The organism is Chryseobacterium echinoideorum (assembly GCF_007474535.1).
GTDB classification, from domain to species: Bacteria; Bacteroidota; Bacteroidia; order Flavobacteriales; family Weeksellaceae; genus Chryseobacterium; species Chryseobacterium echinoideorum.
In genome coordinates this window covers 540,394-563,858 of the sequence record NZ_VKNW01000001.1, presented here as the reverse complement: position 1 = coordinate 563,858, position 23,465 = coordinate 540,394, and the positions used below count along the sequence as shown (strand labels likewise).

General features: G+C 35.8%; 17 protein-coding genes. 2 read left to right on the top strand and 15 right to left on the bottom strand.

Annotated features, from left to right (window positions below):
• Positions 1 to 109: 109 nt before the first annotated feature.
• Positions 110 to 1,132 (bottom strand): 3-oxoacyl-ACP synthase III family protein, encoded by a 1,023-nt coding sequence (locus tag FOL89_RS02415; protein WP_144281250.1) that lies wholly within the window; start codon positions 1,130 to 1,132, stop codon positions 110 to 112.
• 74 nt (positions 1,133 to 1,206) lie between these two features.
• Here FOL89_RS02415 and FOL89_RS02410 point away from each other — a divergent pair, with 74 nt between their 5' ends.
• The gene (locus FOL89_RS02410; RefSeq protein WP_144281249.1) at positions 1,207 to 2,106 is read left to right on the top strand and encodes a magnesium transporter CorA family protein; all 900 of its coding nucleotides are present in this window, start codon (positions 1,207 to 1,209) and stop codon (positions 2,104 to 2,106) included.
• 36 nt (positions 2,107 to 2,142) lie between these two features.
• Here the strand turns inward: FOL89_RS02410 and FOL89_RS02405 are convergent, their stop codons facing one another.
• The 9 genes from FOL89_RS02405 to FOL89_RS02365 all read right to left on the bottom strand — a co-directional run bounded on the left by FOL89_RS02405 (position 2,143) and on the right by FOL89_RS02365 (position 12,399).
• Positions 2,143 to 3,123, bottom strand: a complete 981-nt coding sequence (locus tag FOL89_RS02405; protein WP_144281248.1) for an EamA family transporter — start codon at positions 3,121 to 3,123, stop codon at positions 2,143 to 2,145.
• Between the two features lie 165 nt (positions 3,124 to 3,288).
• Positions 3,289 to 5,901 carry a T9SS-dependent M36 family metallopeptidase gene (locus FOL89_RS02400; RefSeq protein ID WP_144281247.1) on the bottom strand — a complete coding sequence of 871 codons (2,613 nt, stop codon included), beginning with the start codon at positions 5,899 to 5,901 and terminating at the stop codon, positions 3,289 to 3,291.
• 157 nt (positions 5,902 to 6,058) lie between these two features.
• Complete coding sequence (gene rpsA, locus FOL89_RS02395; RefSeq protein ID WP_144281246.1) at positions 6,059 to 7,846, bottom strand: 30S ribosomal protein S1; 1,788 nt, start codon at positions 7,844 to 7,846, stop codon at positions 6,059 to 6,061.
• Positions 7,847 to 8,101: 255 nt separating this feature from the next.
• Positions 8,102 to 8,824, bottom strand: coding sequence for a 23S rRNA pseudouridine(2604) synthase RluF (gene rluF, locus FOL89_RS02390; protein WP_144281245.1), 723 nt, complete (start codon positions 8,822 to 8,824; stop codon positions 8,102 to 8,104).
• Positions 8,824 to 9,417 carry a hypothetical protein gene (locus FOL89_RS02385; protein WP_144281244.1) on the bottom strand — a complete coding sequence of 198 codons (594 nt, stop codon included), beginning with the start codon at positions 9,415 to 9,417 and terminating at the stop codon, positions 8,824 to 8,826. Before FOL89_RS02385 ends, rluF begins: the two co-directional genes overlap by 1 nt.
• Positions 9,414 to 10,112: a tRNA pseudouridine(55) synthase TruB gene (gene truB, locus FOL89_RS02380; RefSeq protein WP_144281243.1), complete on the bottom strand. Its 699-nt coding sequence runs from the start codon at positions 10,110 to 10,112 to the stop codon at positions 9,414 to 9,416. The genes FOL89_RS02385 and truB overlap by 4 nt, the downstream gene beginning before the upstream one ends.
• 179 nt (positions 10,113 to 10,291) lie before the next feature.
• Positions 10,292 to 11,110 carry an undecaprenyl-diphosphate phosphatase gene (locus FOL89_RS02375; protein ID WP_144281242.1) on the bottom strand — a complete coding sequence of 273 codons (819 nt, stop codon included), beginning with the start codon at positions 11,108 to 11,110 and terminating at the stop codon, positions 10,292 to 10,294.
• A 93-nt stretch (positions 11,111 to 11,203) separates the two neighbouring features.
• Positions 11,204 to 11,500 (bottom strand): DUF3098 domain-containing protein, encoded by a 297-nt coding sequence (locus FOL89_RS02370; protein ID WP_144281241.1) that lies wholly within the window; start codon positions 11,498 to 11,500, stop codon positions 11,204 to 11,206.
• A 2-nt stretch (positions 11,501 to 11,502) separates the two neighbouring features.
• Positions 11,503 to 12,399 (bottom strand): cell division protein FtsX, encoded by an 897-nt coding sequence (locus FOL89_RS02365; protein WP_144281240.1) that lies wholly within the window; start codon positions 12,397 to 12,399, stop codon positions 11,503 to 11,505.
• Between the two features lie 91 nt (positions 12,400 to 12,490).
• On the opposite strand from FOL89_RS02365, the gene rsmA reads away from it, so the two are divergent.
• On the top strand, positions 12,491 to 13,261 hold the full coding sequence (rsmA, locus tag FOL89_RS02360; RefSeq protein ID WP_144281239.1) for a 16S rRNA (adenine(1518)-N(6)/adenine(1519)-N(6))-dimethyltransferase RsmA: 771 nt from the start codon (positions 12,491 to 12,493) through the stop codon (positions 13,259 to 13,261).
• A 58-nt stretch (positions 13,262 to 13,319) separates the two neighbouring features.
• On the opposite strand, the gene FOL89_RS02355 is transcribed toward rsmA, so the two are convergent.
• From FOL89_RS02355 to FOL89_RS02335, 5 genes are all read right to left on the bottom strand, one after another.
• Positions 13,320 to 15,575, bottom strand: coding sequence for a choice-of-anchor L domain-containing protein (locus FOL89_RS02355; RefSeq protein WP_228444843.1), 2,256 nt, complete (start codon positions 15,573 to 15,575; stop codon positions 13,320 to 13,322).
• Positions 15,576 to 15,788: 213 nt separating this feature from the next.
• Positions 15,789 to 19,394 (bottom strand): choice-of-anchor L domain-containing protein, encoded by a 3,606-nt coding sequence (locus FOL89_RS02350; protein WP_144281237.1) that lies wholly within the window; start codon positions 19,392 to 19,394, stop codon positions 15,789 to 15,791.
• 156 nt (positions 19,395 to 19,550) lie between these two features.
• Entirely contained in the window at positions 19,551 to 21,911 is a 2,361-nt protein-coding gene (locus FOL89_RS02345) for a choice-of-anchor L domain-containing protein (protein ID WP_144281236.1), read from the bottom strand.
• 229 nt (positions 21,912 to 22,140) lie between these two features.
• Positions 22,141 to 22,671 (bottom strand): DUF1003 domain-containing protein, encoded by a 531-nt coding sequence (locus tag FOL89_RS02340; RefSeq protein WP_185146888.1) that lies wholly within the window; start codon positions 22,669 to 22,671, stop codon positions 22,141 to 22,143.
• Between the two features lie 21 nt (positions 22,672 to 22,692).
• Entirely contained in the window at positions 22,693 to 23,460 is a 768-nt protein-coding gene (locus FOL89_RS02335) for a TIGR02757 family protein (protein WP_144281234.1), read from the bottom strand.
• Positions 23,461 to 23,465 lie beyond the last annotated feature (5 nt).

Sequence of the window (23,465 nt, the reverse complement as noted above, 5' to 3'; positions counted from 1 at the left end):
CCCTGAATAACTGTGAGAAAAATTTAAAAAAAAAGCAAAAAGGAAAAGAAAAGGACATAAAAATACCTCCGGAATGATTCAGAGGTTATTTTTTTTATTATAAAACGGATTAGTATTCAAATAAAATACTTCCCCAGGTAAAGCCGCTTCCAAAAGCAGAAAGCAAAACCAAATCTCCTCTTTTGACCTTTCCCTTTTCGATGGCTTCGCTTAATGCAATAGGAATGGAGGCTGCTGTGGTGTTTCCGTATCTTTGGATATTATTGTAAATTTTGTCATCAGGAAGTCCAAACTTCTGTTGTACAAACTGTGCTATTCTGAGATTTGCCTGATGAGGAATAAACATATCCAAATCGTCAATTGTTTTTCCTGCTTTATCTAAGGCTTCTTTCATGGTTTCCGGAAATCTTGTTACGGCATGTTTGAATACAAAATTGCCATTCATAATAGGATAAACTTCTTTATTGGTCACATTTTCTGGTTCTTTTCGCATTCTATCACTCCATCCGAATTTCGAACCGGGAAATTGCGTGCAAAGCTCATCTGCATATTTTCCTTCCGAATGCATATTCATCGCTAAGATATCTCCTGCATTCTCATCTTCGCTCGCTGAAAGGATAACAGCTCCTGCTCCGTCACCGAAAATTACTGAAACACCTCTGCCTTCATCAGAAAAATCTAATCCAAAAGAGTGAACTTCAGCTCCTACAACCAAAATATTTTTGTAAGCTCCTGACTTGATAAACGCATTGGCTACGCTCATTGCGTATACAAAACCCGAACACTGGTTTCTCACATCTAAAGCTCCTATCGTATCACAACCCAGCATATCTTGGAGCAAAACCCCACATCCCGGAAAATAATAATCGGGAGAAAGTGTCGCAAAAACAATGTAATCTATATCTTTTGCCTTGAGACCAGCGTTTTTCAGAGCTTTTTCAGATGCTTTAAATGCTAAATATGCAGAGGTTTCCTGGGAATCATTTCTATTGAGACGATGTCTTCTTTCTTTAATTCCGGTACGTTCTGTAATCCATTCATCATTGGTATTCATCAATTTTACTAAATCATCATTGGTAACGACATGATCAGGGACATGAAATCCTATTCCTTTTATTGTACTTTTAATCATATAGTTTGTTTAATTTTGACAAATATAAAACTTATTCAATACATCCTATTTTAAAATATCAGTATTTTTACTTTATGCCGATTAACACATTTTACAGAGATTCGAACTGCGAATGGATAGACGTAGAAGCTCCAACTTCCGAAGACATACAGTTTCTTCACGAAAGATATCAGATTAACAATCTTCTTCTGGAAGATACGCTGGATCCCAATCACCTTCCAAAATATGAGGAAGATGGCAATGTAAAGTTTTTTCTTCTGCGGGAAAGTACTGAGCTGGAACGCAAAAATCTTAATACAATAAGTGACATCAGTACTAAAATAGGTATTTTCATTCTTGAAAAAACAATCATAACCGTTCACCGGATGAAAACCAAAAGTATTTCGGAAACCAAAAAGCGACTTTCTGCAGAACAAGAAGATTGCTCTTCTGACAAAATTGCCCTCATGATTGCTTTGCTTATCATGAAAAGTTTTGATGATGAATCTCTGAATTTATTTGAAACAATGGATAATATAGAAAATGAAATTTTTCTGAAAAACACCAATCACACCAACGAAATCAGAAGACTCTACAGACTGAAAAGGAAGTCCGGTCTTAATGCAAGAGTGATGACTATTTCTTCCGATGCTATAGATAAATTCAAATTTCTCGACATTCAGGATGCTGAGTTTGTAGACCTAAAAGACAAACATAAAGACGTTATTGCAGACTTTGATCACCTCAATGCTCAGATTACTAACTTAATTTCTATGTTTTTAGCTCTTTCTGATCAAAAGGCAAATCAGGTAATGAAAGTTCTGGCGATTTACTCTGTTTATTTTTTACCGATTACTTTTATTGCCGGATTATATGGGATGAATTTCGACAATATGCCTGAACTTCACACAAAATCAGGTTATTACATTACTTTAGGCATTATGATTACTATTGTTGTAATAACTTTCATTTATGCCAGGAGAAAACAATGGTAAAAGAAAACCGTCCCAATAAGAGACGGTTTTTGATTTTCAGTGATAATTTAATATACTTTGTTTCTTTCCTGATGGTAAATTCATTAAAACAATGGCTGTAAGAATCAAAACAATTCCGACCCACTGAATTAAAATAACTTTTTCATTTAAAAGAAAGAATGCCATTGTTACAGAAACAGGAAGTTCTAATGAGGAAATAATGCTTCCTAAACCTAAACCCGTATTGGGAAACCCCAGATTGAATAATATTGGCGGAATAATAGTTCCGAATAATGCTAAAATGAAACCATAAGTCCAGAAAATAGATATATTGAAAGGTCTGATATGCTGAGTATTATCTGTAAAATTCAGATAAAATAATTTCAGACTTTCAGAATATAACGGACCTATCTGTGCAAAAAATAAGAAAAGAAAAATAACTACCGAACCACCGCTCAGCATAATCATACTTTTGCGTAAAACAGGCAGATGAGTTGCAATAGTATTGGAAGTAAACATTGTCACAGTAAATGAAACTGCAGCCAGCAATCCCCAAAAAATTCCTTTCCAGTCAAGATTCACTTCTAAATTAATAAGATTGGTTGCTAATACTGTTCCACATAAAACAATTACTGTTGCAAAAATTTTTCTGAAACCGGGTATTTTTTTCATTAAAAAACTTTCTGCTACAACGCTAAACCACACTGACTGCATCAAAAGAACGATAGCCACTGAAACAGCAATATACTGTACCGAAATATAATAGAAAAGACTTGTGCATCCCAGTGAGGTTCCCGCAATAAGTAGACCTTTCATTTCTTTTGCTGATGGCGAAGAAAGTTTCTTTTTTGAAGTGATTGTCTGAACAAAATTGAGAACCAAAAGCCCAATTATTCCTAAAACAAATTGTGAGGTAGTAACTTCTGCTGTCGTATATCCTTCTTTGTAAGACATTTTAACGAAAGTTGCCAACATTCCGTAAACGCTTGCCCCTAATGCCACAAATAAAATTCCTTTAACAATATTCTTCTTCATAATTTTTTAAAAAGCCGGCAAATATACAATAATTTATATTGATAGCTCGCTTTTAAGAAATGAAGCCGAGAGCCTGTTTAAATTTCATATCTGTTTATTATTAAATCAATCTATGATTTATTATTATTTTAATCAACAAAATACATTGAAGTAAATAAATATTGAAAATTATTTTTTAATAATAATTTTTGTTCTGACATCTACTCCAATTCCCTGAACACTTACAATATACACTCCATTTTCTAAATCTTTTGTGGAAACAGGAATTCTTGCATCGGGTGAGAATCTGTCCTCAGAAAGCACCAATTTTCCTGACATATCATACATCTGAACAAATAATTTCCCAATAGTATTTTCTTTCAGATAAATAAAAAACTCGTCTTTAGCAGGATTTGGATAAATTTTGATTAAGCTTCTGTCTATTACAAGATTCGCATTTCCTTCTCTACAGTCTGCCGGAAGAGAAAAATCTTCTACCTGATCATTAATATTGGTTTTACTTCCCGCAGAAGCATTCAGACCTAACCCTCTTTTAGCAAAGGTTTTCCAAATCATACAGCGATCTTCGCCACCCGTTGTAAGCATTTCAGTATTCAGTACTGCATTCCTTCCGTCAATGAATGTAGGATTGCAGGTCTGTAATTTCAAAGCATCTGTTACCAATTGTAAAACTCTTGCACTTCCGCTGTTTTTATTGGCAGTAACATCAGAAGAATAACCATATTTTGAAGCATACTGCCAATGAAGATCCCACAGCATTGATCCCCATACAAATCCTATTCGGTGTACGTTCGGAACAATTTCGCCATCTTCCTCAAATTCCATTCCGTTGGTGTCTGCATACGTGTAATCATTCACAGAAAAATCGGGTGAATACTTTGCAGGTCTAAATCCTAAACCCGCTGCAGATTGCCCACTTGCATAAGATCCTATACTTCTTGGAATGGAAGCATCAGCATTTGGATTGCTGGTCAACATTAATGCAAAAAAATCTGACCATCCCTCTCCCATTTGTTCTTTGCTCTGCTCTTTGGAAAGGCAGGTAAATCCGTTTCCAGTCAACCTGTTGGTAATTCCGTGTCCGTATTCATGGGTGATAATTCCGTTATCAAAACTTCCGTCAGGAGTTACCGCAGTTGCTGGATCACTTTTGAGAGTGACATTTACCGTTAATGAATTATTCAGCTGGGTTTTAATATACTCTCCTTCAGCATTATTAATCAAAACCGAAGGTATGGTGATCGAAGGATCTGTTCCGCCCATTGATGCAGGAAAATTTGTCGCTCCAGGATTATTGTAAATAATAGCAGCCACTGCGCCTGCCTCCTGAGCATTTTTTACTTTCAGAGCAAAAGTACAATTGGTTCCTCCTCCTCTCTCTATCAAACCTATTTTTCCCACTAAAGAATTTGCGGTTAATGGTACACAGCCATCAATCACGTTTGCTAGCACAACATCTCCCGTCACCCCTGTACCATTCAACTGTGATCCAAATTGAGCTGCACTTGCCTGTGGAACACGCGGAATTGCAGAAAGGGGAGCATTATAATAAAAATATCTGTTGACTTTTGACCACAAATACATCTGCATCACAGGTTTATTTCCATCAGAAGGAGTAGTAAAATTAGCATTATTTAATCCTCCTCCGTCTTGAGATTCAGCTAAAAGGTAATCATTTCCGGTGCCGCCTTTTCCAAAATTATTCTGTTGAAAATTTCTTGCAGACTCTGTAAAACCAAACTGATAGAAAATATCATGTACTCTGTTTGTTGTATAAAATAAATTAGTAATTGCTGCATTTTGGTTAAAATCCGGAGTTCCGTTGATTGAAAAAGGAAAATTAAAGCTTAAGGAAGATCCGCCATCCGGAGAATATCCCGGTTGATCTTTATCATTTCTGTCTTCATAAGCATAAACATTATTACCTCTTGTGATCGTAAATTTTTCGGTTCCTGTTGAATGCCAACCTTCAGGAGAAGAAGATAAAAGCCATGGATTTGAAACCTGTACTCTACTGCCAAACGTAGGTGCTTCTATTGGAAGTGGGAAAATATTATAATTTGCATTATCAGCCAGAAATATTTTTGATCGTTTTTTATTTAATTTAGTATTGATAATATCTTGATATGTAAAATCATGAGCGTAAGCATCAATATGAAAATTACATTCTAAAGTAAGGTTTTCCTTTGAAATAATTTCACCCAAATAAGCATCAACTAAAACGTTCCAATATTTTGAATTTTGTGGGTCGTGAAATAAAAATTGATGGCATAATTTTAAGTCAGAACCTGAAAGTACGTATACAAATTTTTGTTTTGCAAAGTTTTTGTAATCAGGTTCTTTATCTGAATCATTTAATATTACATAATCTGCTATTTCTTTTTTGTTAAAAGAAACAGCAATCTTTTCTAATGCATTTTTTTTGGAAACCATTACGATATCAGAAGACATTGTAAAGTTTTTGACAAAATTATCACTAAAATAAGTAACTTTTCTGTCTTTAATAAAAGCAGTTGCTAAAGAATTGTGAATAGGAATGCCTTTGAATATCTGCTGTATTTTAATGACTTCCCCATTCAAAGAATTGGAAAAGTCTGTATTGTCAATTTTAAAATCTGCAAGATCAGTTTTTTTAAAATCATTGATTTTAGTTTTTACTATATAATCTTTTATCAATCTTTCATTTTCCTGCGCAAAAAGCATGATGGAAAAAACAGCAAAAAATGCTGCCAAAAGAGTTTTTAATTTAGATTTTATTAAAAAAGTAATATTATAATCCATGATTAATCGTTTTGATTGATAAATTTACTAACAATTTCTCAATTCCTTTCTTGAAATTTAATATACGATTACATTTTTTTTATGGATTGTTTTTAAAGTCATATAAACAAAAAAACCACTCTTTCGAGTGGTTATATATTAAAAAATGTTTTCAGGATTATTTCCCTCCTTCCATTTTCTTTTTCAATTCTGCTAAAGCATCAATATCTCCAAGAGTTGATCTTTCTTCATTGTTAGAAGAAGATGTATTTCTGTTAGAAGATTCTTTCACATTCTTTTTCTCTTCGTCTCTGAAGATTCCTGTGTGAGAAACTACTACTCTCTTAAATTCTTTGTTGAATTCAATTACTTTGAAATCAGCCTCTTCCCCTTTCTTGATTTTAGATCCGTCTTCTTTCTCTAACAATCTTGATGGGCAGAAAGCTTCAACTTCAGCATCTTCAAATTGTACAGAAGCACCTTTATCGTGTACTTCTACCGCTTTACCAGCGTGTACAGTTCCTTCAGCATATTTAGTTTCGAATTTATCCCAAGGATTTTCAGTCAATTGCTTGTGTCCCAGAGATAATCTTCTAGCCTGGATATCCAATTCAAGAACTACAACATCTAGTTTATCACCTACGTTGCAGAATTCTGAAGGATGTTTGATTTTCTTAGTCCAAGAAAGATCAGAGATATAGATTAATCCGTCAATACCTTCTTCCAATTCTACGAATACACCGAAGTTTGTAAAGTTTCTTACAGTTCCAACGTGTTGAGAACCTACCGGATATTTAGCTTCAATGTTTTCCCATGGATCTTTAGATAATTGTTTCATACCTAAAGAGATTTTTCTGTCTTCTCTGTCTAAAGTCAATACTTCAGCTTCTACTTCATCACCTACTTTTACAAAATCTCCTGCACTTCTCAAGTGAGTAGACCAAGACATTTCAGAAACGTGGATCAATCCTTCTACACCTGGAGCAATTTCTACAAATGCACCATAGTCAGCAAGAACGACTACTTTTCCTTTTACTTTATCTCCAACTTTCATATCAGCAGAAAGAGCATCCCAAGGATGAGCTTCCAATTGCTTCATACCTAATTGGATTCTTGTTTTCTCATCATCGAAGTCAAGGATAACCACTTTCACAGTTTGTCCGTCCTCAAGGATTTCAGATGGGTGGTTCACTCTAGACCAAGAAAGGTCTGTAATGTGGATCAATCCGTCAACACCTCCAAGGTCGATGAATACACCGTAAGAAGTAATATTCTTAACAGTACCTTCAAGAACTTGTCCTTTTTCTAACTGAGCGATGATTTCTTTTTTCTGACCTTCAATATCTGCTTCGATCAATGCTTTGTGAGATACTACTACGTTTTTGAACTCAGGGTTGATTTTCACCACCTTGAACTCCATCGTTTTACCTACGAACTGATCGTAATCTTTAATTGGCTTAACATCAATTTGAGAACCAGGTAAGAATGCTTCGATTCCGTGTACGTCTACGATCATACCACCTTTAGTTCTTGATTTTACAAAACCGTTCACGATTTCACCTGTTTCGTGAAGTTCGTTTACTTTATCCCAAGCTTTCAATGTTCTAGCTTTTCTGTGAGATAATTGTAACTGACCAGTTTTGTCTTCTCTTCTGTCAACCATTACTTCAACCTCATCACCTACGCTTAAACCTTGGTTGTAACGGAATTCGTTAAGAGAAATAACACCTTCAGATTTGAAGTTGATGTCTACGATAGCTTCTTTATCAGTTAATCTTACTACTTTTCCAACTAATACGTCGTTATCGCTTAGGTTGTTTAGAGATCCGTTGTAGATTTCTTCAAGATCGCTTTTTTCTTTTCTTGCGTCTGCATCAAGACCAGATTCGAAAGAATCCCAATCAAATTGTTCCGGTGCTACGTTTTGGTTTAATAAAACCTCTGCTGAATTTGTCTCTTTTGACATTTTCTAAAAATTTGTATTCCTTCTTTTTTAATGGTTTGAATAACTGTGGCGTTAAAAAATACGGAAGTCATTAATTATTAATAATTTACTTTTTACAAACCTTTCCACAAAAAGTGGTGCAAAATTACGATTTTATTTCAGATATACAACAAAGATTATTTTCTTTTTATTTGTAAATTATTCAAAATCATTTCTAATATACGTTCAGAAAATGTGAATGTGGTCCGGAGCTGATTTATTTGAATTGAACTAAAATTAATCCGCAGTTTTGCTTGATTCCTCCAAAAGAAAATTAAGACGTTGCATTTCCTCATCCGAAAGATCTCTCCATTTTCCAACAGGCAGGTCTAATTTAATATTCATAATTCTGATGCGCTTTAGTTTTTTGACTTCAAAACCGAGGTATTCGCACATTCTTCTGATCTGTCTGTTCAAACCCTGTGTCAATACAATACGGAATGTCATATCATCAATTTTTTCTACTTCACATTTTTTGGTAACCGTATTTAAAATAGGAACCCCGTTTCGCATTTTTTCCAGAAACTTAGGATTGATGGGTTTATCAACTCTTACAAGATATTCTTTTTCGTGATTGTTTCTTGCACGGAGAATTTTATTGACGATATCGCCATCTGAAGTAAGAAGAATAAGCCCTTCACTTGGCTTATCCAATCTTCCGATCGGAAAAATTCTTTTGGGGTGATTGATGTAATCTACAATATTATCTTTTTCTCTCTTGGCATCTGTAGTGCAAACTATTCCTACAGGTTTGTTGAATGCAATATAAACATGATTTTCCTTAGGCTCGGAAATGGGTTTGCCATCAACTTCCACAAGATCTTCGTCTGAAATTTTTGTTCCGAGTTCAGGAATTTTTCCGTTGATTTTTATTCTACCTTCTTCCAACAGCTTATCTGCAGCTCTTCTTGAGCAATATCCAACTTCCGAAAGATACTTGTTGATACGCGTTTTTTCCATTATTCTATTCCTTCTACTGTGTAATTTTTGTTACTGAAAACGGTGATTCCGTAGCTTATTCCGATAAATACAGCATTGGATGCTCCCAATTGAAACCTTTCTAAAACCAGACCTCCTTCCTGACTCAATCTTTTTGAATAAGAAACCTGAAGACCCGCTTTTAAACTCCAGAAATCAGAATTTGACACTGCCGATCTATTCAATTGCTTTCCATAAGTAACATCAATAAAGAAGGCTTCATCTCCCGGATTGAAAATAAATTTTGGCTGAATGAGCCAATACATCATGTGAAAATCAGGATCAATATAACTGTATTTCAGACCTGTACCAACTGCAAAATTAGGAAGAAAATGATAACCACCAACCATCGACATTCCGAATGTAATTTTATTGGGAAGATAAGGGGCTAAATATTGTTGGTAATATTGCGAATCTTTATTTTGATTATCCTTCATCCGATTTCCCAGATTGTACCCGACATTTAAGGCTGGGTTTACATAGAAATTCATTTTAGGTCTCTTTGAGCCGTCAACCTGTGAAAATACTGTTATCGAAAACAGTAAATAAGAGATCAATAATAAGTTTTTAATCATAAATTTTCAAATCTATATTCGCTTTCTAAGAAGTCACTTGTGGCATCTTCAATTTTATAATCTCCGATTTTTGTTCTTCTTAATTGGGTAAGATAAGCTCCAACACCCAGCTCCTGTCCGATATCGTGAGCCAAACTTCGGATATAGGTTCCTTTTGAACACCCAACGATAAAGCTGACTAAAGGAAAATTAATGTTAATATCTTTAATATAATAAATCGTCGTTTTTCTGGATTTCATCTCTACCTCCTCTCCTGCTCTAGCCAAATTATAAGCTCTTGCTCCGTCAATTTTAATGGCTGAAAAAACCGGCGGTTTTTGATCTATTTCACCTAAAAACTGATCCAAAACAATTTTTACATTTTCGTCTGTGACATTTGAAATATCCTGATGAAGAATTTCAGGTTTTTCTGTATCATAAGATTCGGTCTGTACACCGATTTTAATTTCTGTCCAGTATTCTTTAGGTGCGTCCTGAATTTCAGGAATTTTTTTGGTGAATTTTCCTGTGCATACAATGAGAAGTCCTGTTGCTCTCGGATCTAAAGTTCCTGCATGACCTATTTTGAATTTTTTAGGAAGATTAAACTCACGCTTCAGTTTGTATTTCATTTTATTGACTGCCTGAAAAGAGGTCCAATCTAAAGGCTTGTCTAATAAAAATATATATCCTGACTGTAATTCTTCGGCTGTCATTGGATGATTTAAGATTTAAAATTCGATACTAAAATTTGGGGTTAATTTAATACTATGAGAATTTTGCAGCCCGGCTTGAACGGAGCTCTTTTTGCCGAAACGAAGCGCAGGCAAAAAAGCGGGAGTGGAAGACGGAAATTGCTGCCCAAATCATTATCGCTAATTTGTTCCGCAATGTATTATTTAAACCAATAAAAATAAATCAGCAAGGCAATCCCTACAAAAATACGATACCATCCCCAAGGTTTGAAACCGTATTTGTTTAAAACTCCGATGAATGCTTTAATGGCGATCAATGCCACCACAAATGCAACAATATTACCTACGATAAAGATGGTAATGTGCTCCTGAGATTCTAAAATCATTTCGTAGCCTTTCATTGGGTTGCCTGTTTCTTTTCCCCAAGTTTTTACAAAAACCGAGTAAACAGTTACCGCCAACATGGTAGGAACTGCTAAAAAGAAAGAAAACTCTGCAGCTGCTTTTCTTGATAAGCCCTGCGTCATTCCGCCAATAATGGAAGCTGCACTTCTACTTGTTCCCGGCATCATTGCAAGACACTGCCAAAAGCCAATTGTGACTGCTTTTTTAATGGAAATTCCTTTTTCGTCATGAATAACGGGATTTTTGAACCATTGATCGGCAAATAAGAGTATCACTCCTCCTAAAACCAAGACCGCAGAAATGGCAATTTGGTTTCCGAGAACAGATTCTATCATATCATCAAAAATATATCCTAAAACCAAAGCGGGAATTACTGCAAAACCAAGTTTGTAATAAAACTGCAGATTTTTCAGATCGAAAAACTTTTTCCAATAGGCTACTACAACAGATAAAATGGCACCAAATTGTATAGAAACCTGAAACATTTTGAGAAACTCATCTTCCTTTAACCCTAATAAACTGGCTGTAAATCCCATGTGGGCAGTAGATGAAATTGGTAAATATTCTGTAAGTCCTTCTATAATGGCAATGATGATTGCTTTTACTAAATCCATTCTTGGTGATTAAATTAAAAGATTAAGAAATTTAGATATTAAGACCTATGCCTTAAATTCTGAACTTCTTAATCTCTGTATAAAATTGTATTTTTATTTTCTTTTTAAGATTGCGTAGACTTCTATCCCGAATCCTATCACAATAAGTAATGGTGCTATTCTTATTCTTCTGATGGAGAAAATATCATCATTCCAAGCATTAGGATCCAGCTTACCATCGACAGTGTTGGCGTCTGGTCCCATCATCAGCAGAAAACCAACTACAATACATGCAATACCGATCAACATCCACTTGAAATTATCTTTTCCGAAATAAAAGTTATTTTCCTTCGGTGCTTCCGTCTCGCTTCCAAAGTCTGTAGCAGAGAATTTATTTGTTTTTTTGCTCATTTTTATGAATAATATAAGTCATCAACATTAGATCTCAGAAACCTCCATGTTGCAACGATTGTACTTAATACCGTTATGAATATTCCGACTCCAAAAACCCCTGCAACGAGCCAGATATACTGATTGGTTTCCTGTACAAAAGGAGTCTTGATAGTTGTTGTAAAGTAGTACCAAATCCCGGACAATGCCATCAATCCGATTACCGCACCCAATAATCCTAAAATAATAGCTTCTTTTATAAATGGTGATAAAATAAATCTCCGCTTAGCTCCCACCAGCTGCATTGTTTTGATAATAAATCTTTTAGAGAAAACTTTAAGACGGATTGAATTATTAATTAAAACAATTGCCAATACCAAAAACAGTACGCAAAAGGCTAATATCCATTTTAAAATTTTATTGAGTTTGTCATAAATCTGCTGTGAATCCGAATCATTTTTTACATCGGTAATTCCAGGAACAGCTTTGATCTGCTGAAGAACACCTATGATTTTAATAGAATCGTTAAATTCCGGTTTTAAAGCAATTTCCACAGAAGCAGGATAAATATCCTCTTCAAATAATGCTTCCGTATCTATACCCAGACTTTTTTTGGCTTCGGCTGTTGCCATTGTTTTTGAGATGTACTTGGTACGCTTTACCGACTCCATTTTCTGGATCTGCAGCACTGCATCAGCTTCCAGCTTAGCTATTTTAGCAGAATCTTTAATATCATAGTTTTCGTCAAAATAAGCATTTACTACAAGCTGCTCCTTAAGATAATCAGAATATTTTTGTGCATTGATCAGAATAAGTCCCATTAATCCCAGTAAAAATAATACTAAAGCAATACTTACTACTACGGTAATATTGCTGGATCTAAGCCTTCTCTTATTAAAGTCATCCACCGATTTAGCCATTAATATTAAAATTTTTGGCTAAATTAGAAAAAAACTTCCGAAATTTGGGACGAATTAAGGAAAATCATTGTTAACGAAATCATAAAAAACTTTGAGTGTAAAAGCAAAAAAACATCTCGGTCAACACTTTTTGACTGACGAGAATATCGCAAGGAAAATTGTAGACGGACTGAGTTTTGAAAACTACAGCAGCATCCTTGAAGTGGGTCCGGGAATGGGAGTTCTCACCAAATATCTTATTGAAAAAGAACAATATCTCTATCTTGCAGAGATTGATACTGAATCTATTGAATATCTTAAAGACAATTATTCTAAAATTACCGAAAAAAGTTTTGTAGGTGATTTTCTGAAATATGATTTTTCTGATTCTGGTCAGGAACAGACTGCAATTATCGGAAACTTCCCCTATAATATTTCTTCTCAGATTTTATTTAAAATAATCGATCATTATGAGCTGATCCCTGAAATGGTTGGAATGTTTCAGAAAGAAGTGGCTGAAAGAACAGCAGCGGTTCCAAGAACTAAAGACTACGGTATCTTATCGGTTTTGATTCAGGCTTATTACGATGTAAAATATCTTTTTACGGTACACGAGAACGTATTCAATCCTCCTCCTAAGGTAAAATCCGGAGTGATTAAATTAACAAGAAACCCAAAAGAAGGACTTGCCGGAAATGAAGTTCTATTTAAACAAATAGTGAAAGCAGGTTTTAACCAAAGAAGAAAAAAACTTTCTAATGCATTGAAGATTCTGACTATTCCTGATGCTTTAAAAACTCATGAATTTTTAGATAAAAGAGCTGAAGAACTCAGTGTTTCAGACTTTATTTTGTTTACCAGACTCTGGAAAGACAATATTTAAAAAACAAAAAAATGCCTCTCAGATTGAAAGGCATTTTTATTTTTCTTAAATTATTTTTTTATTCTCTGTTTTTCAGCATAATCCATCCTGATCTGCTCATTTGAGTTTTAGATTTGCTATACTCAAAGTTGAATTTATACCAGTAAGTTGCAGTAGGCAATTTTTTTCCACCTACAGTTCCGTTCCAGATTGGTGTTTCTTTTGTAAATCTGAATACCTCAACTCCGTATCTGTCATAGATAGATCCATTGAAGTTTTTAAATCCGATTAAAGAGGTTAAATCCAAAACATCATTCACACCATCCTGATTAGGAGTAATGATATTGCTGATCTGCAATGTGAAGAACTCTATGCTTCCGGCACAGCTTGTACCTTTAGAACGAACTCTTACCGTATAATTTGTATTATCTAAAAGGCCTGTAAAGACATTAGAATCCTGCCACAAAACTCCATCCAAAGAATATTCCAGATCTACTGAGATATTATTTATCATAGGGTTTGCCGCAGTTACAGTAAGGGTATTATTTTCGTAGTTCAGATTAGTGATATAAGGAGAAGCTGCTCCGTGAACCTTAACAGTGAACTCATTTTCGCAAATTCCATTTTTTATAATAACTTTATAAATACCTAGTTCTGTAACCGTAATCGTCTGTGTAGTAGCTCCTGTACTCCATAAGTAAGAGTAATTATCTCCGGCTCCTGCATCTAACACTAAACTGTCGCCTATACACATCTCGACATCTTGCAAAGTAGTACTTACTGCAGGAATTACTTCTACTGTAAATCTGGCAGGTTGTAAGGATTTACATCCTTTTGTTCCGATTGCGTACACTTCAAATGTAGTTGTCTGATAAACAGGAACTGTTTGGGTATCACCACTTCCATTAAAATTTACCCATTCATAAGTCACTCCGCCTGATGCTGTAAGTGTAACTGATTCTCCAGCACACACTCTAATTCTGTCTGGAATTAATCCCGCAACAGGAGTAACTTCACGATGTAAAGTAAGCTCTACGAGAACACTACAGAACCCTCCATCTGAAATCACAACATATAAAATCTGTCCGTCGGCTCCATTATAATTGGCTACATTGGTAATGAAAGCATCATTTTTTGCCTGAGCATCAGCTAAGTTTTCATAAAAATGAAAAGTAGCATTAGGTGTCGGACTCATGAGCGGTTTTGCTCCGTTTAAATCAAATGTTGTAATATCGGGAGTGCTGCACAGAAGATATGTTGCATTCTGCCCGAGAGGAGTAGTGCCTCCATTAATTGTAATAGAAGCTTTTCCGGGACAAGGATTTCCAGGAACACTCACTTCAACAGTATAAACCCCTGGTTCTATTGCTGTAATTGTATTGGTAGTAGCTCCAGGAATAGGAGTGGTTCCGTAAAACCACTGAAAAGTCATGATCGGGTCATTTACAGAGGCCGTTAAAACAGTTGGAACTTTATCACAAACATTGATTTCACTTGGTAAGGTCGCCCCTGTATTATCTAATAATTCTACTCCTATGTTGAATGAGCCACCCTCTAGAAATACTGCTGTATCATACGAGGTATCTGCACCATAGGGTCCAAAATCAGCAACAACCATTTTAAAATGATAAGCCTGACCCGGTACTACTGTTGCAGTAGCTGTAAGCGGCACTGTTCTTCCGTAAAAATTGGTTTCAATATTAGCCGTATTATAGCCTCCAAAATAGGTTGGGTTCGCAGCTCCACAAGATCCTGAAATTTCAGGACGTATATTGGTAACACTTACAGGACCTGCTCCTCCAGGAAGAACAGCCATATTTACATAAGGCCCTCCACTTACCGGTCTTAGCAATAATGCAAAAGCATCCGCATAATTACATGGGAAAGAACCAGTATATTCTTCTGACGCTAATAAATAATTAAATTTAATCTGTGAAGTTGTAGGCACAAAATCAAACTCAAGCACAGCAGCATTAGTAAGGGTACCAGAAACACCGATTACTGCTGCAAGATCAGAATCCGTTCCACCAGTATTATTATCACTCAATGTTCCGGTTGCTCCTGTGTTTCCGGCATTTCTAGCAAAACCTGTAGACAGAATAATTCCATCCTTAAAAGGGAAATTGGTAGTTCCTCTGTGAAAATATCCCCAAGACCGGTTGTTGTTGGTAACAGGCAAATTAGGAGTTACAGTTACGTTGGAAACATTGGGAACTAAACACGTATTTGTTCCGGATGATATTAAAACATCTTTCACAAGTTGTAACGGTGAAAACACTGTTTCTGGATATCCCGGTGCATTGACATCAATAAACACCCCTGCTTTTTTTGACATAGCAGAAAGGGTTTTCTTCTGCGGTTTCCTGGACTCAGGAGTTTGAGAATAGTAGTGACTTGTTGTTATCAGTAATAATGAAAAAATTAGTAAAATTCTCCTCATAATAATATTGTTTCATCAAATTTAATTATTTTTTGATAAAACATCATCAATATCTATATTTTTTATAAGAAAAAAGAGTTATTCGATATGAATAACTCTTTCTTTTTATTAATTTCTATTTTTCAATAAAATCCATCCGGATTTTAGCTCAAGTTTTTTACTTGCAGGATTTTCCCATTGTACCCTATACCAGTACGTCGCCGTTGGAAGATTAATTCCTTTCAGAGAACCATTCCATCTTGTGTTTGATTTATCTGCTTTGAAAAGTTCTGCTCCATATCTATCAAAAATAGATGCTGCAAAGTTTTTGTAACCACTTATCCCGCTAAAGTCAATATAATCATTTATTCCATCACTATTCGGAGTAATCGCATTACTGATGACAAAAGTAAAAAACTCTATTGTAGTACTGCATTTAGCTCCCTGAACTCTTACCTGAATATTATAATTGATATTCTTCATCACATTATAAAAAACATTTGATGGCTGCCATGTAACTCCGCCGTCAATTGAGTATTCTAAAACTCCGCCGGCAGGATTGGTTGTAGTGAGAGTTAATACTCCTTCCTTATATACGATATTGCTAAATTGAGGCAGATCAGGATTAATAATTTGTGCCGTAAAAAGTCTTGAACAAGTTCCGTTGCTGATTGTTACAGAATAAGAACCGGGTACGTTCGTTGTAATAGTCTGAGTGGTCTGTCCTGTACTCCACACATAAGTATAGCCTGGTCCTGATCCCGCATCTAAAGTTCCTTCATCTCCTTCACAAACATATACATCTTCTAAAGTTGAGACAATTGCCGGAACCACTTCAATAGTTATCGTTGCAGGAGTATTAGAAACACATCCATTTCCACCCAAAGCAAAAACCTCATAAGTTGTGGTTGTTGTTGGCGAAACAATCTGTGTGTTACCAGTTCCTGTCAATCCTACCCAGTTATAAGTAAAACCGCCACTTGCCGTTAATGTAACAGATTCACCTGCACATATTTTTGATTTTGATGCTGCAACAATTGCAGTAGGAGGTCCTACAATTACTGTAACAGTGGCAGGATTAGCAGATACACATCCATTAGCACCAATTGCTGTAACAGTGTAAGTTGTAGTTGTCGCAGGTGAGACAACCTGGGTATTCCCTGTTCCCGTTAAATTTGACCATACGTAAGAAACTCCGCCAGTAGCCGTAAGTGTTACTGATTCTCCGGGACAAATTTGCGGAACAGATGCTCCTACATTTGCAACCGGAAGCGTTTTATTCTCAACCACAGTAACTGTTGCTGTAAACGTACAGTTTAAGCCAGATGGAGCTGAAATATTTGATACTGTTAAAGTATAAGTACCTCCTGCATTCACTACCGGATTCAAAGAATTTGCTCCTGAAACAATATTTCCACCTGTTGTTGTCCACTGAATTGTAGACCCTGTTGGTATCGTAGAGGAGGATGCATCCAGTGTGACCTGAGGAAGAGTACATGTTATTGTTTGTGGTGCTGCAATAGATAAATTGGTAGGTTGTGTTGTCAATAGCTGTAAAGTAACCACATAGCTGCAACCGCCATTTTTAACTAGCACGTAGATTGTCTGATTTCCTGCACTTTGAAAATTAGTAGTATTTCCGATTGTATTGGCATTACCAGCGTTCGCATCCGACTGATTTAAATAATACGCAAAAGTTGCCGTTGCGGAAGTGGTGATATTACTTTGTGCAGATGTTAAGTCATAAGTAATATTTCCTTGTTGGTAGCATTTTAAAATTGTTGCATTTTGTACTGTAATTGGCTGTGATACTTCGATTGTAATGGTTGCAGGTGCAGTAGAGACACAGCCATTTGCTCCTATAGCTGTTACACTGTAAGTAGTGGTTGTGGCTGGTGTTACCGTTTGTGTATTTCCTGTACCCGGAAGTGTTGTCCAATTATAGGTAACTCCTCCTGTTGCAGTAAGGGTTACAGATTCTCCTTCGCAGATCAATATTTTACTCGCTGTCAAACCAGTTTGTGGTGGTGTACTGTCTCCAACTACCGTTACTGTACCCGTACCTGTACAACCTACATTTCCTGGCTGATAAGTGTTTGAAATTGTTAATGTATACGTTCCCGCAGAATTTACTACAGGATTTAGTGTATCTGCTCCGGAAACAATATTTCCCCCTCCTGCTGCAGTCCATAAAAATGTTGAATTAGCAGGAAAAACAGATCCCGAAGCATCAAGAGTAACCTGAGCATTAGCACACGTTAAAGCTGCAGGTGTGGCAATATTTGCAATAATTTCAGGAGCTTTAATCAGCTGAAGCTGAGCAACACGCGAACAAAAGCCATTTTTAACCAAGACATAAATCGTCTGACCGCCTGCACTTGAAAAAGTAGTAGGCGAATTAATGGTATTCGTATTTCCTGCGTTTGCATCAGATTGATTCAGATAATATGAAAATGTTACTCCGGGGGTTGTGCTTATAGCTGTTTGAGCAGCAGTAAGATTAAAATTTACATTTCCCGATGCATAACAGCTCGTAAGTGTAGCATTCTGAACCGTAGGAGATGTACCTCCAACTACTGTTATAGTAGCTGTTCCGGGACATGAGTTTCCAGGAATCGTTACTTCAACTTTATAAACTCCGGGCTGGGTAGCTGTATAAGAAGCATTGGTTGCTCCTGTAATTGCATTCGGACCTAAAAACCACTGATAAGTTGCCCCCGCAATCTGCGTTGAAGCAGTAAATGTTGTTGGTGCATTGTCGCAGACATTGATAGATGCAGGAAGTTGTACGCCTGCAGGGTCCAAAATTTTCACCCCAATATCAAAAGATCCTGCCTCCAAGAAAACACCGGAATCATACGTAGAATCATCATAATCTGCCAAAACCATCTTAAAATGATAAGTCTCACCAGGTATTACTGTTGCTTTCGCAGTTAAGGGAACGGTACGACCATTAAAATTCGTTTCAATAGCGGCATTATTATATCCTCCAAAATAGGCAGCATTCAAAGCTCCACAGGTAAGAGGCGCTCCGCTAAATTGTGTCGCCGGACGAATATTCTGTACACTTACAGGACCTGCACCGCCCGGTAAAACTGCCAAATTGGTGTAACTGGGATCACCTACTTTTTTTAACAATAAAGCAAAACCATCAACAAACTGACATGGAAAATTACTGTCATATTCTTCTGAAGCAAATAAATATCTGAAACTTACTTCTGTGGAAGTAGGTACAAAATCAAATTCTATATAAGTTGCATCTTCCAGCATATTATTCGGAATATTTAATGCTGTAGCAAGATCTATATCTCCCTGCGTTCCTAATGCGTCACCCAGCTGTGCTGCCTGAAATGTATTACCTGCTTTTCTTGCATGTCCTGTGGTAAGAACAATTCCTTTAGCAAAAGGAAAATTGGTAGTTCCTTTGTTAAAAAAACCCCAACTTCTATTTTGACTGCTTGCCGACAGGTTGGGAGAAACAACTACATTAGAAACATTTGCAGTAGAACAGGTAGAACCACCAGCTATTAAAACATCTTTCACAAGTTGAGAAACACTATATGAAGACTCTACATAACCGGCAGCATTCACATCAATAAATGCTCCTGCTTTCATCGTTTGACTGGAAGCTTTACTCAACTGCTTACCTGAACGCTGCTGTGAAAGAAAAGCTTGATTACCAATTAGCAAAAAAACGAAAATATAGAGTATATTTTTAAATATGTTATTTAACATTTTAGCTATTTTGAACAAAAATACTATTTTTTTAATTAAAATTTAGTTGAAAATCAATTACATTATCGCAATTATAATGTCCGATTATAAATTATCTGAAATGATGATCACAAAAAAAGACCGAAAATATCGGTCTTTCAATTATTAATTATAAGGCTATTCTATATTTTTAAGTAAAATCCAACCTGTTTTTACTGTAAGCTGCTTACTGGCAGGATCTTCAAATGTAATCTGATACCAATATGATGCAGTAGGCAATTTTTTCCCCTGGAAATATCCGTCCCAAAAAGGTCTTGTTTTATCAGCTTTGTAAACTTCTCTGCCGTAACGGTCTGAAACAATTACCTGAAAGTTATTGTAATTACTGATTCCTCTGAAATCAATTTTATCATTTACATTATCTCCGTTAGGCGTAATCACATTTTGCATGATAAAGGTAAAATATTCAAGATAACCTACACAGCTCGTGTTTTTTACTCTAACCCTTATATAGATAATTGTATTATTTGGAATGTTATTAAATAAATTTGAACTTTGCCATGTAACTCCATTATCTGCAGAATATTCTAAAACTCCGCCACCGATATTGGAAGCTGTAATAATTAAAGAACCATTTTGATTGTAATCCACGTTTACAATTTCCGGAATTGTAGCCTGTTTTACTTCTGTGGTAAATCTTTTTGTACATACTCCATTGGTGATGTCTACAAAATATAATCCAGGGCTATCAGCAACAAGCGTCTGACCTGTTGCTCCGTTACTCCAGGTATAAGAATAACCCGGTCCTGCACCTGCATCTAAAGTGGTTCTATCGCCTTCACAAATATATCCGCCTGTTAAATTTGATTTAATTGCAGGCACAACTTCTACAGTAATTACGGCAGGCTGTAAAGACTTACAACCCTGAGCTCCGACTGCATACACAGTATATGTTGTAGTTTGTGTTGGAGAAACTGTTCTTACAGCTCCTGTTCCTGAAAAGCCATCCCATTGATAAGTAACTCCTCCAGATGCAGTGAGTGTTGCAGATTCTCCTGCACAGATGCTGAGTTTTGTACTTACAAGCTGCGCAACCGGAGTATCTTCTTTCCTTAATGTCAAGGTAACCAATCTACTGCAAAAACCTCCATCAGAAACAACTACGTGCAGAACCTGACCATCGCTTCCATTATACAAGGATAAAGCAGCATCCGAAATAAAATTATTGTTCTGAAGCTGCGCATCTGCCTGATTGGTATAAAAACGGAATAATGCACCACTTGCTGTACTGATTAGCGGCTTTGCGTCATTCAAATTAAAACTACTTACGGCAGGAGTTGCACAAAGTTTTAATGTTGCATTTTGTGCAGCCGGCGAAGTACCTCCAACAATGGTAATTTTTGCTTCTACAGGACATGTAGATCCCGGTAATGATACCTGAACTTTATAAACTCCAGGTAATGTTGCTGTATAAGATACACTTGTAGCTCCAGTAATCGGAACATCGTTTCTGAGCCATTGATATGTAGTTCCCGGAACCGCAGAGGTAAGCGCCGTTAAAACCTGGGGTGCATTATCGCAAACATTGATTGTTTCAGGCAAAGGATTTCCCGCACTATCTACAATACTTATTCCTATATCAAAAGATCCTGCCTCTAAAAAAACAGCAGAACCGTATATTGAATCTCTTGCATCTGCAACAACCATCTTTATATGATATGACTGTCCCGGTATCACCGTTGCTTGTGCTGTAAGAGGAGCAGTAATCCCATTGTAGTTGGTTGCATTAGGAGATAGAGAGCCGAAATAGTTTCCATTAATGGGGCCGCAAGAAAAACTTGCCGGTAAAATATTTGTTACCGAAACAGGTCCTGCTCCACCTGGTAAAACAGCCAGATTGGTGTAAGTGGAACCTGGTGTATTTGGCTTTAGCAATAAGGCAAAAGCATCATCATACTGCGTTGGAGGACATGGAAACGAACCTGTATATTCTTCAGAAGCAAAAATATAGTTAAACTTCATCTGTGTACTGGAAGGAATAAAGTCGAACTCTAAAATGGCAGCATTATTAATCGTAGTCGTAGCTCCGATAGCCGCAATAAGATCCGCATCACTTCCTCCTCCATTGCCGTCATTTAAAACACTTGCCTCAGGATTGTTTCCCGCTTTTCTGGCAAAACCTGTTGTCAGAACGATTCCTTGCTGAAAAGGAAAACCAGATGTAGTTTTATTAAAATATCCCCAAAACCTGTCATTCATAGTGACTGGATGATTAGGAGAAACGGTAACATTTGAAATATTGGGAGCACCACAACTGGAGCCAGATCCTACAAGTACATTGGTGACTAATTGAGTAGGGGTAAAAGCACTTTGAGGATAGGACGCAGTATTTACATCTATTAAATCACCTGCTTTTGCAGCAGAAGGATTTACCTTCTTATCATGAATTGATCTTTTCTGGGCATAAGATTTGAACCCAATAAGAAAAAGTAGAAAAAAACTTAATTTAAAGTAATTTTTTAATCTATAATTTAACATTTTGGAATTGTTTGTCCAAAAATACCAATTTTTAATGAATTAACATATTTTTCAATTATTGATAAATAAGTTTTAATTGAATCAAACTTTAATTGAATATCCTATATTTTGAAAATTTCTCAATAAAAATTCATTTAATTTAGATAAAAAAATATTTAATAATCTGAAAGTCAGAATTTAATATCTGTAACAACTGACTTGCTATAGATAGTGAAGAAAAAAAATAAAATTAATCTTTTTTCAGCTCGTCAATTTTATTCTGAAGTTCTGTAATTTTATCTTTCAGAAATTTAATTTCGTTTTTATTACTGCTAACATTGCTTTTCAGGATTACGTTTTTTGCTCGTTCGTTGTGGTCGTCCTCCTCTTCTTCTTCGTTAATCTCTTCAATATCTTCCTGAATATCTTCAATATCCTCGTTGATCCCCTCAATATCCTCACTGATTTCTTCGATATCTTCGCTTATCTCCTCAATATCCTCCTGAATGTCTTCAATGTCTTCCTGAATATCTTCAATCTTCTCATGGCTTTTATTTACTGACATCTGGATAAAAATGGCAAGATAAATAGCTTCCAAAGAAACCACTGTAGTAAGAATCAGAAGCATTTTATCAAACTCAACTATATTGAGTATGGGCAGTAAAAACGATATGATAAAAAACAGAGTATGGGCAATTAAAGAAGGTATAGAACCAATCCACCAGGTAATTCCGTTGGCTATTTTTTCCAGAAATTCTATTTTCTCGTATGACTTTTTCATCAGTTCAATTCATTTTTTGTTTTATAATAAATCTTTAGTCACTCCAAGTCCAAAAAGCGCAAAATCATATTTGGAAGGATCTTTATCATCCAGCTTTCTTACAATTACATCAAGTTCCTCTACTGTTTTCCAGTCATTTTGAGTTCTGGAAATCAGCCCCAACTTTCTGGAAATATTTCCTGTATGAACATCTAAAGGAATAGACAAAAACCGTTGATCTATTTTTTGCCAGATTCCGAAATCTACTCCCCGGTTATCTTTCCTTATCATCCATCTGAGAAACATCATGATTCGTTTGGAAGAAGAATTTTTATAGGGTGAACTTACATGTTTATGCGTTCTGTGTTTTTCTGTTCCCAAAAATTTCTGCCGAAACCGCTCTATGGAATGCTGAAAATTGGTTTCGTTATTATTAATTAAAAATAAATCTTCAAGGCTTTCATTTTCACTGTAAATTTTTTGAAACTGACGGATGAAGTAAATAAAATCCTCACCGTTGAAAGTTCTGTGAATATTTTTATCCTGTAAAAAGATCAAATCACTTTCTGTATGATTCCTCACAAAATCATAAGGAGAATTCCCCATAATATCCAGCATTTTTTCGGCAGATCTTATAATAGACTTTCTGTTTCCCCAAGCTATAGTTGCAGCCAGAAAACCTGCAATTTCTACATCCTGTTTCAAACTGAAACGATGCGGAATCTGTACAGGATCATCCTGAATAAACTCCAGATTGTTGTAAAAGTCTGCCTTTTCGTTCAGAAAATCTTTTAATTCTGAAAAATTCATTTCCA

What these genes read in the sequence shown, in the direction of transcription:
- FOL89_RS02410 (WP_144281249.1), top strand. Translation starts at nt 1,207, where the DNA reads ATGCCGATTAACACATTTTACAGAGATTCGAACTGCGAATGGATAGAC.
- FOL89_RS02385 (WP_144281244.1), bottom strand. Translation starts at nt 9,417, where the DNA reads ATGATTAAAAACTTATTATTGATCTCTTATTTACTGTTTTCGATAACA.
- FOL89_RS02415 (WP_144281250.1), bottom strand. Translation starts at nt 1,132, where the DNA reads ATGATTAAAAGTACAATAAAAGGAATAGGATTTCATGTCCCTGATCAT.
- rluF (WP_144281245.1), bottom strand. Translation starts at nt 8,824, where the DNA reads ATGGAAAAAACGCGTATCAACAAGTATCTTTCGGAAGTTGGATATTGC.
- FOL89_RS02355 (WP_228444843.1), bottom strand. Translation starts at nt 15,575, where the DNA reads ATGTCAAAAAAAGCAGGGGTGTTTATTGATGTCAATGCACCGGGATAT.
- FOL89_RS02350 (WP_144281237.1), bottom strand. Translation starts at nt 19,394, where the DNA reads ATGTTAAATAACATATTTAAAAATATACTCTATATTTTCGTTTTTTTG.
- FOL89_RS02400 (WP_144281247.1), bottom strand. Translation starts at nt 5,901, where the DNA reads ATGGATTATAATATTACTTTTTTAATAAAATCTAAATTAAAAACTCTT.
- FOL89_RS02345 (WP_144281236.1), bottom strand. Translation starts at nt 21,911, where the DNA reads ATGTTAAATTATAGATTAAAAAATTACTTTAAATTAAGTTTTTTTCTA.
- FOL89_RS02375 (WP_144281242.1), bottom strand. Translation starts at nt 11,110, where the DNA reads ATGGATTTAGTAAAAGCAATCATCATTGCCATTATAGAAGGACTTACA.
- FOL89_RS02335 (WP_144281234.1), bottom strand. Translation starts at nt 23,460, where the DNA reads ATGAATTTTTCAGAATTAAAAGATTTTCTGAACGAAAAGGCAGACTTT.
- FOL89_RS02365 (WP_144281240.1), bottom strand. Translation starts at nt 12,399, where the DNA reads ATGGCTAAATCGGTGGATGACTTTAATAAGAGAAGGCTTAGATCCAGC.
- truB (WP_144281243.1), bottom strand. Translation starts at nt 10,112, where the DNA reads ATGACAGCCGAAGAATTACAGTCAGGATATATATTTTTATTAGACAAG.
- rpsA (WP_144281246.1), bottom strand. Translation starts at nt 7,846, where the DNA reads ATGTCAAAAGAGACAAATTCAGCAGAGGTTTTATTAAACCAAAACGTA.
- FOL89_RS02340 (WP_185146888.1), bottom strand. Translation starts at nt 22,671, where the DNA reads ATGAAAAAGTCATACGAGAAAATAGAATTTCTGGAAAAAATAGCCAAC.
- FOL89_RS02370 (WP_144281241.1), bottom strand. Translation starts at nt 11,500, where the DNA reads ATGAGCAAAAAAACAAATAAATTCTCTGCTACAGACTTTGGAAGCGAG.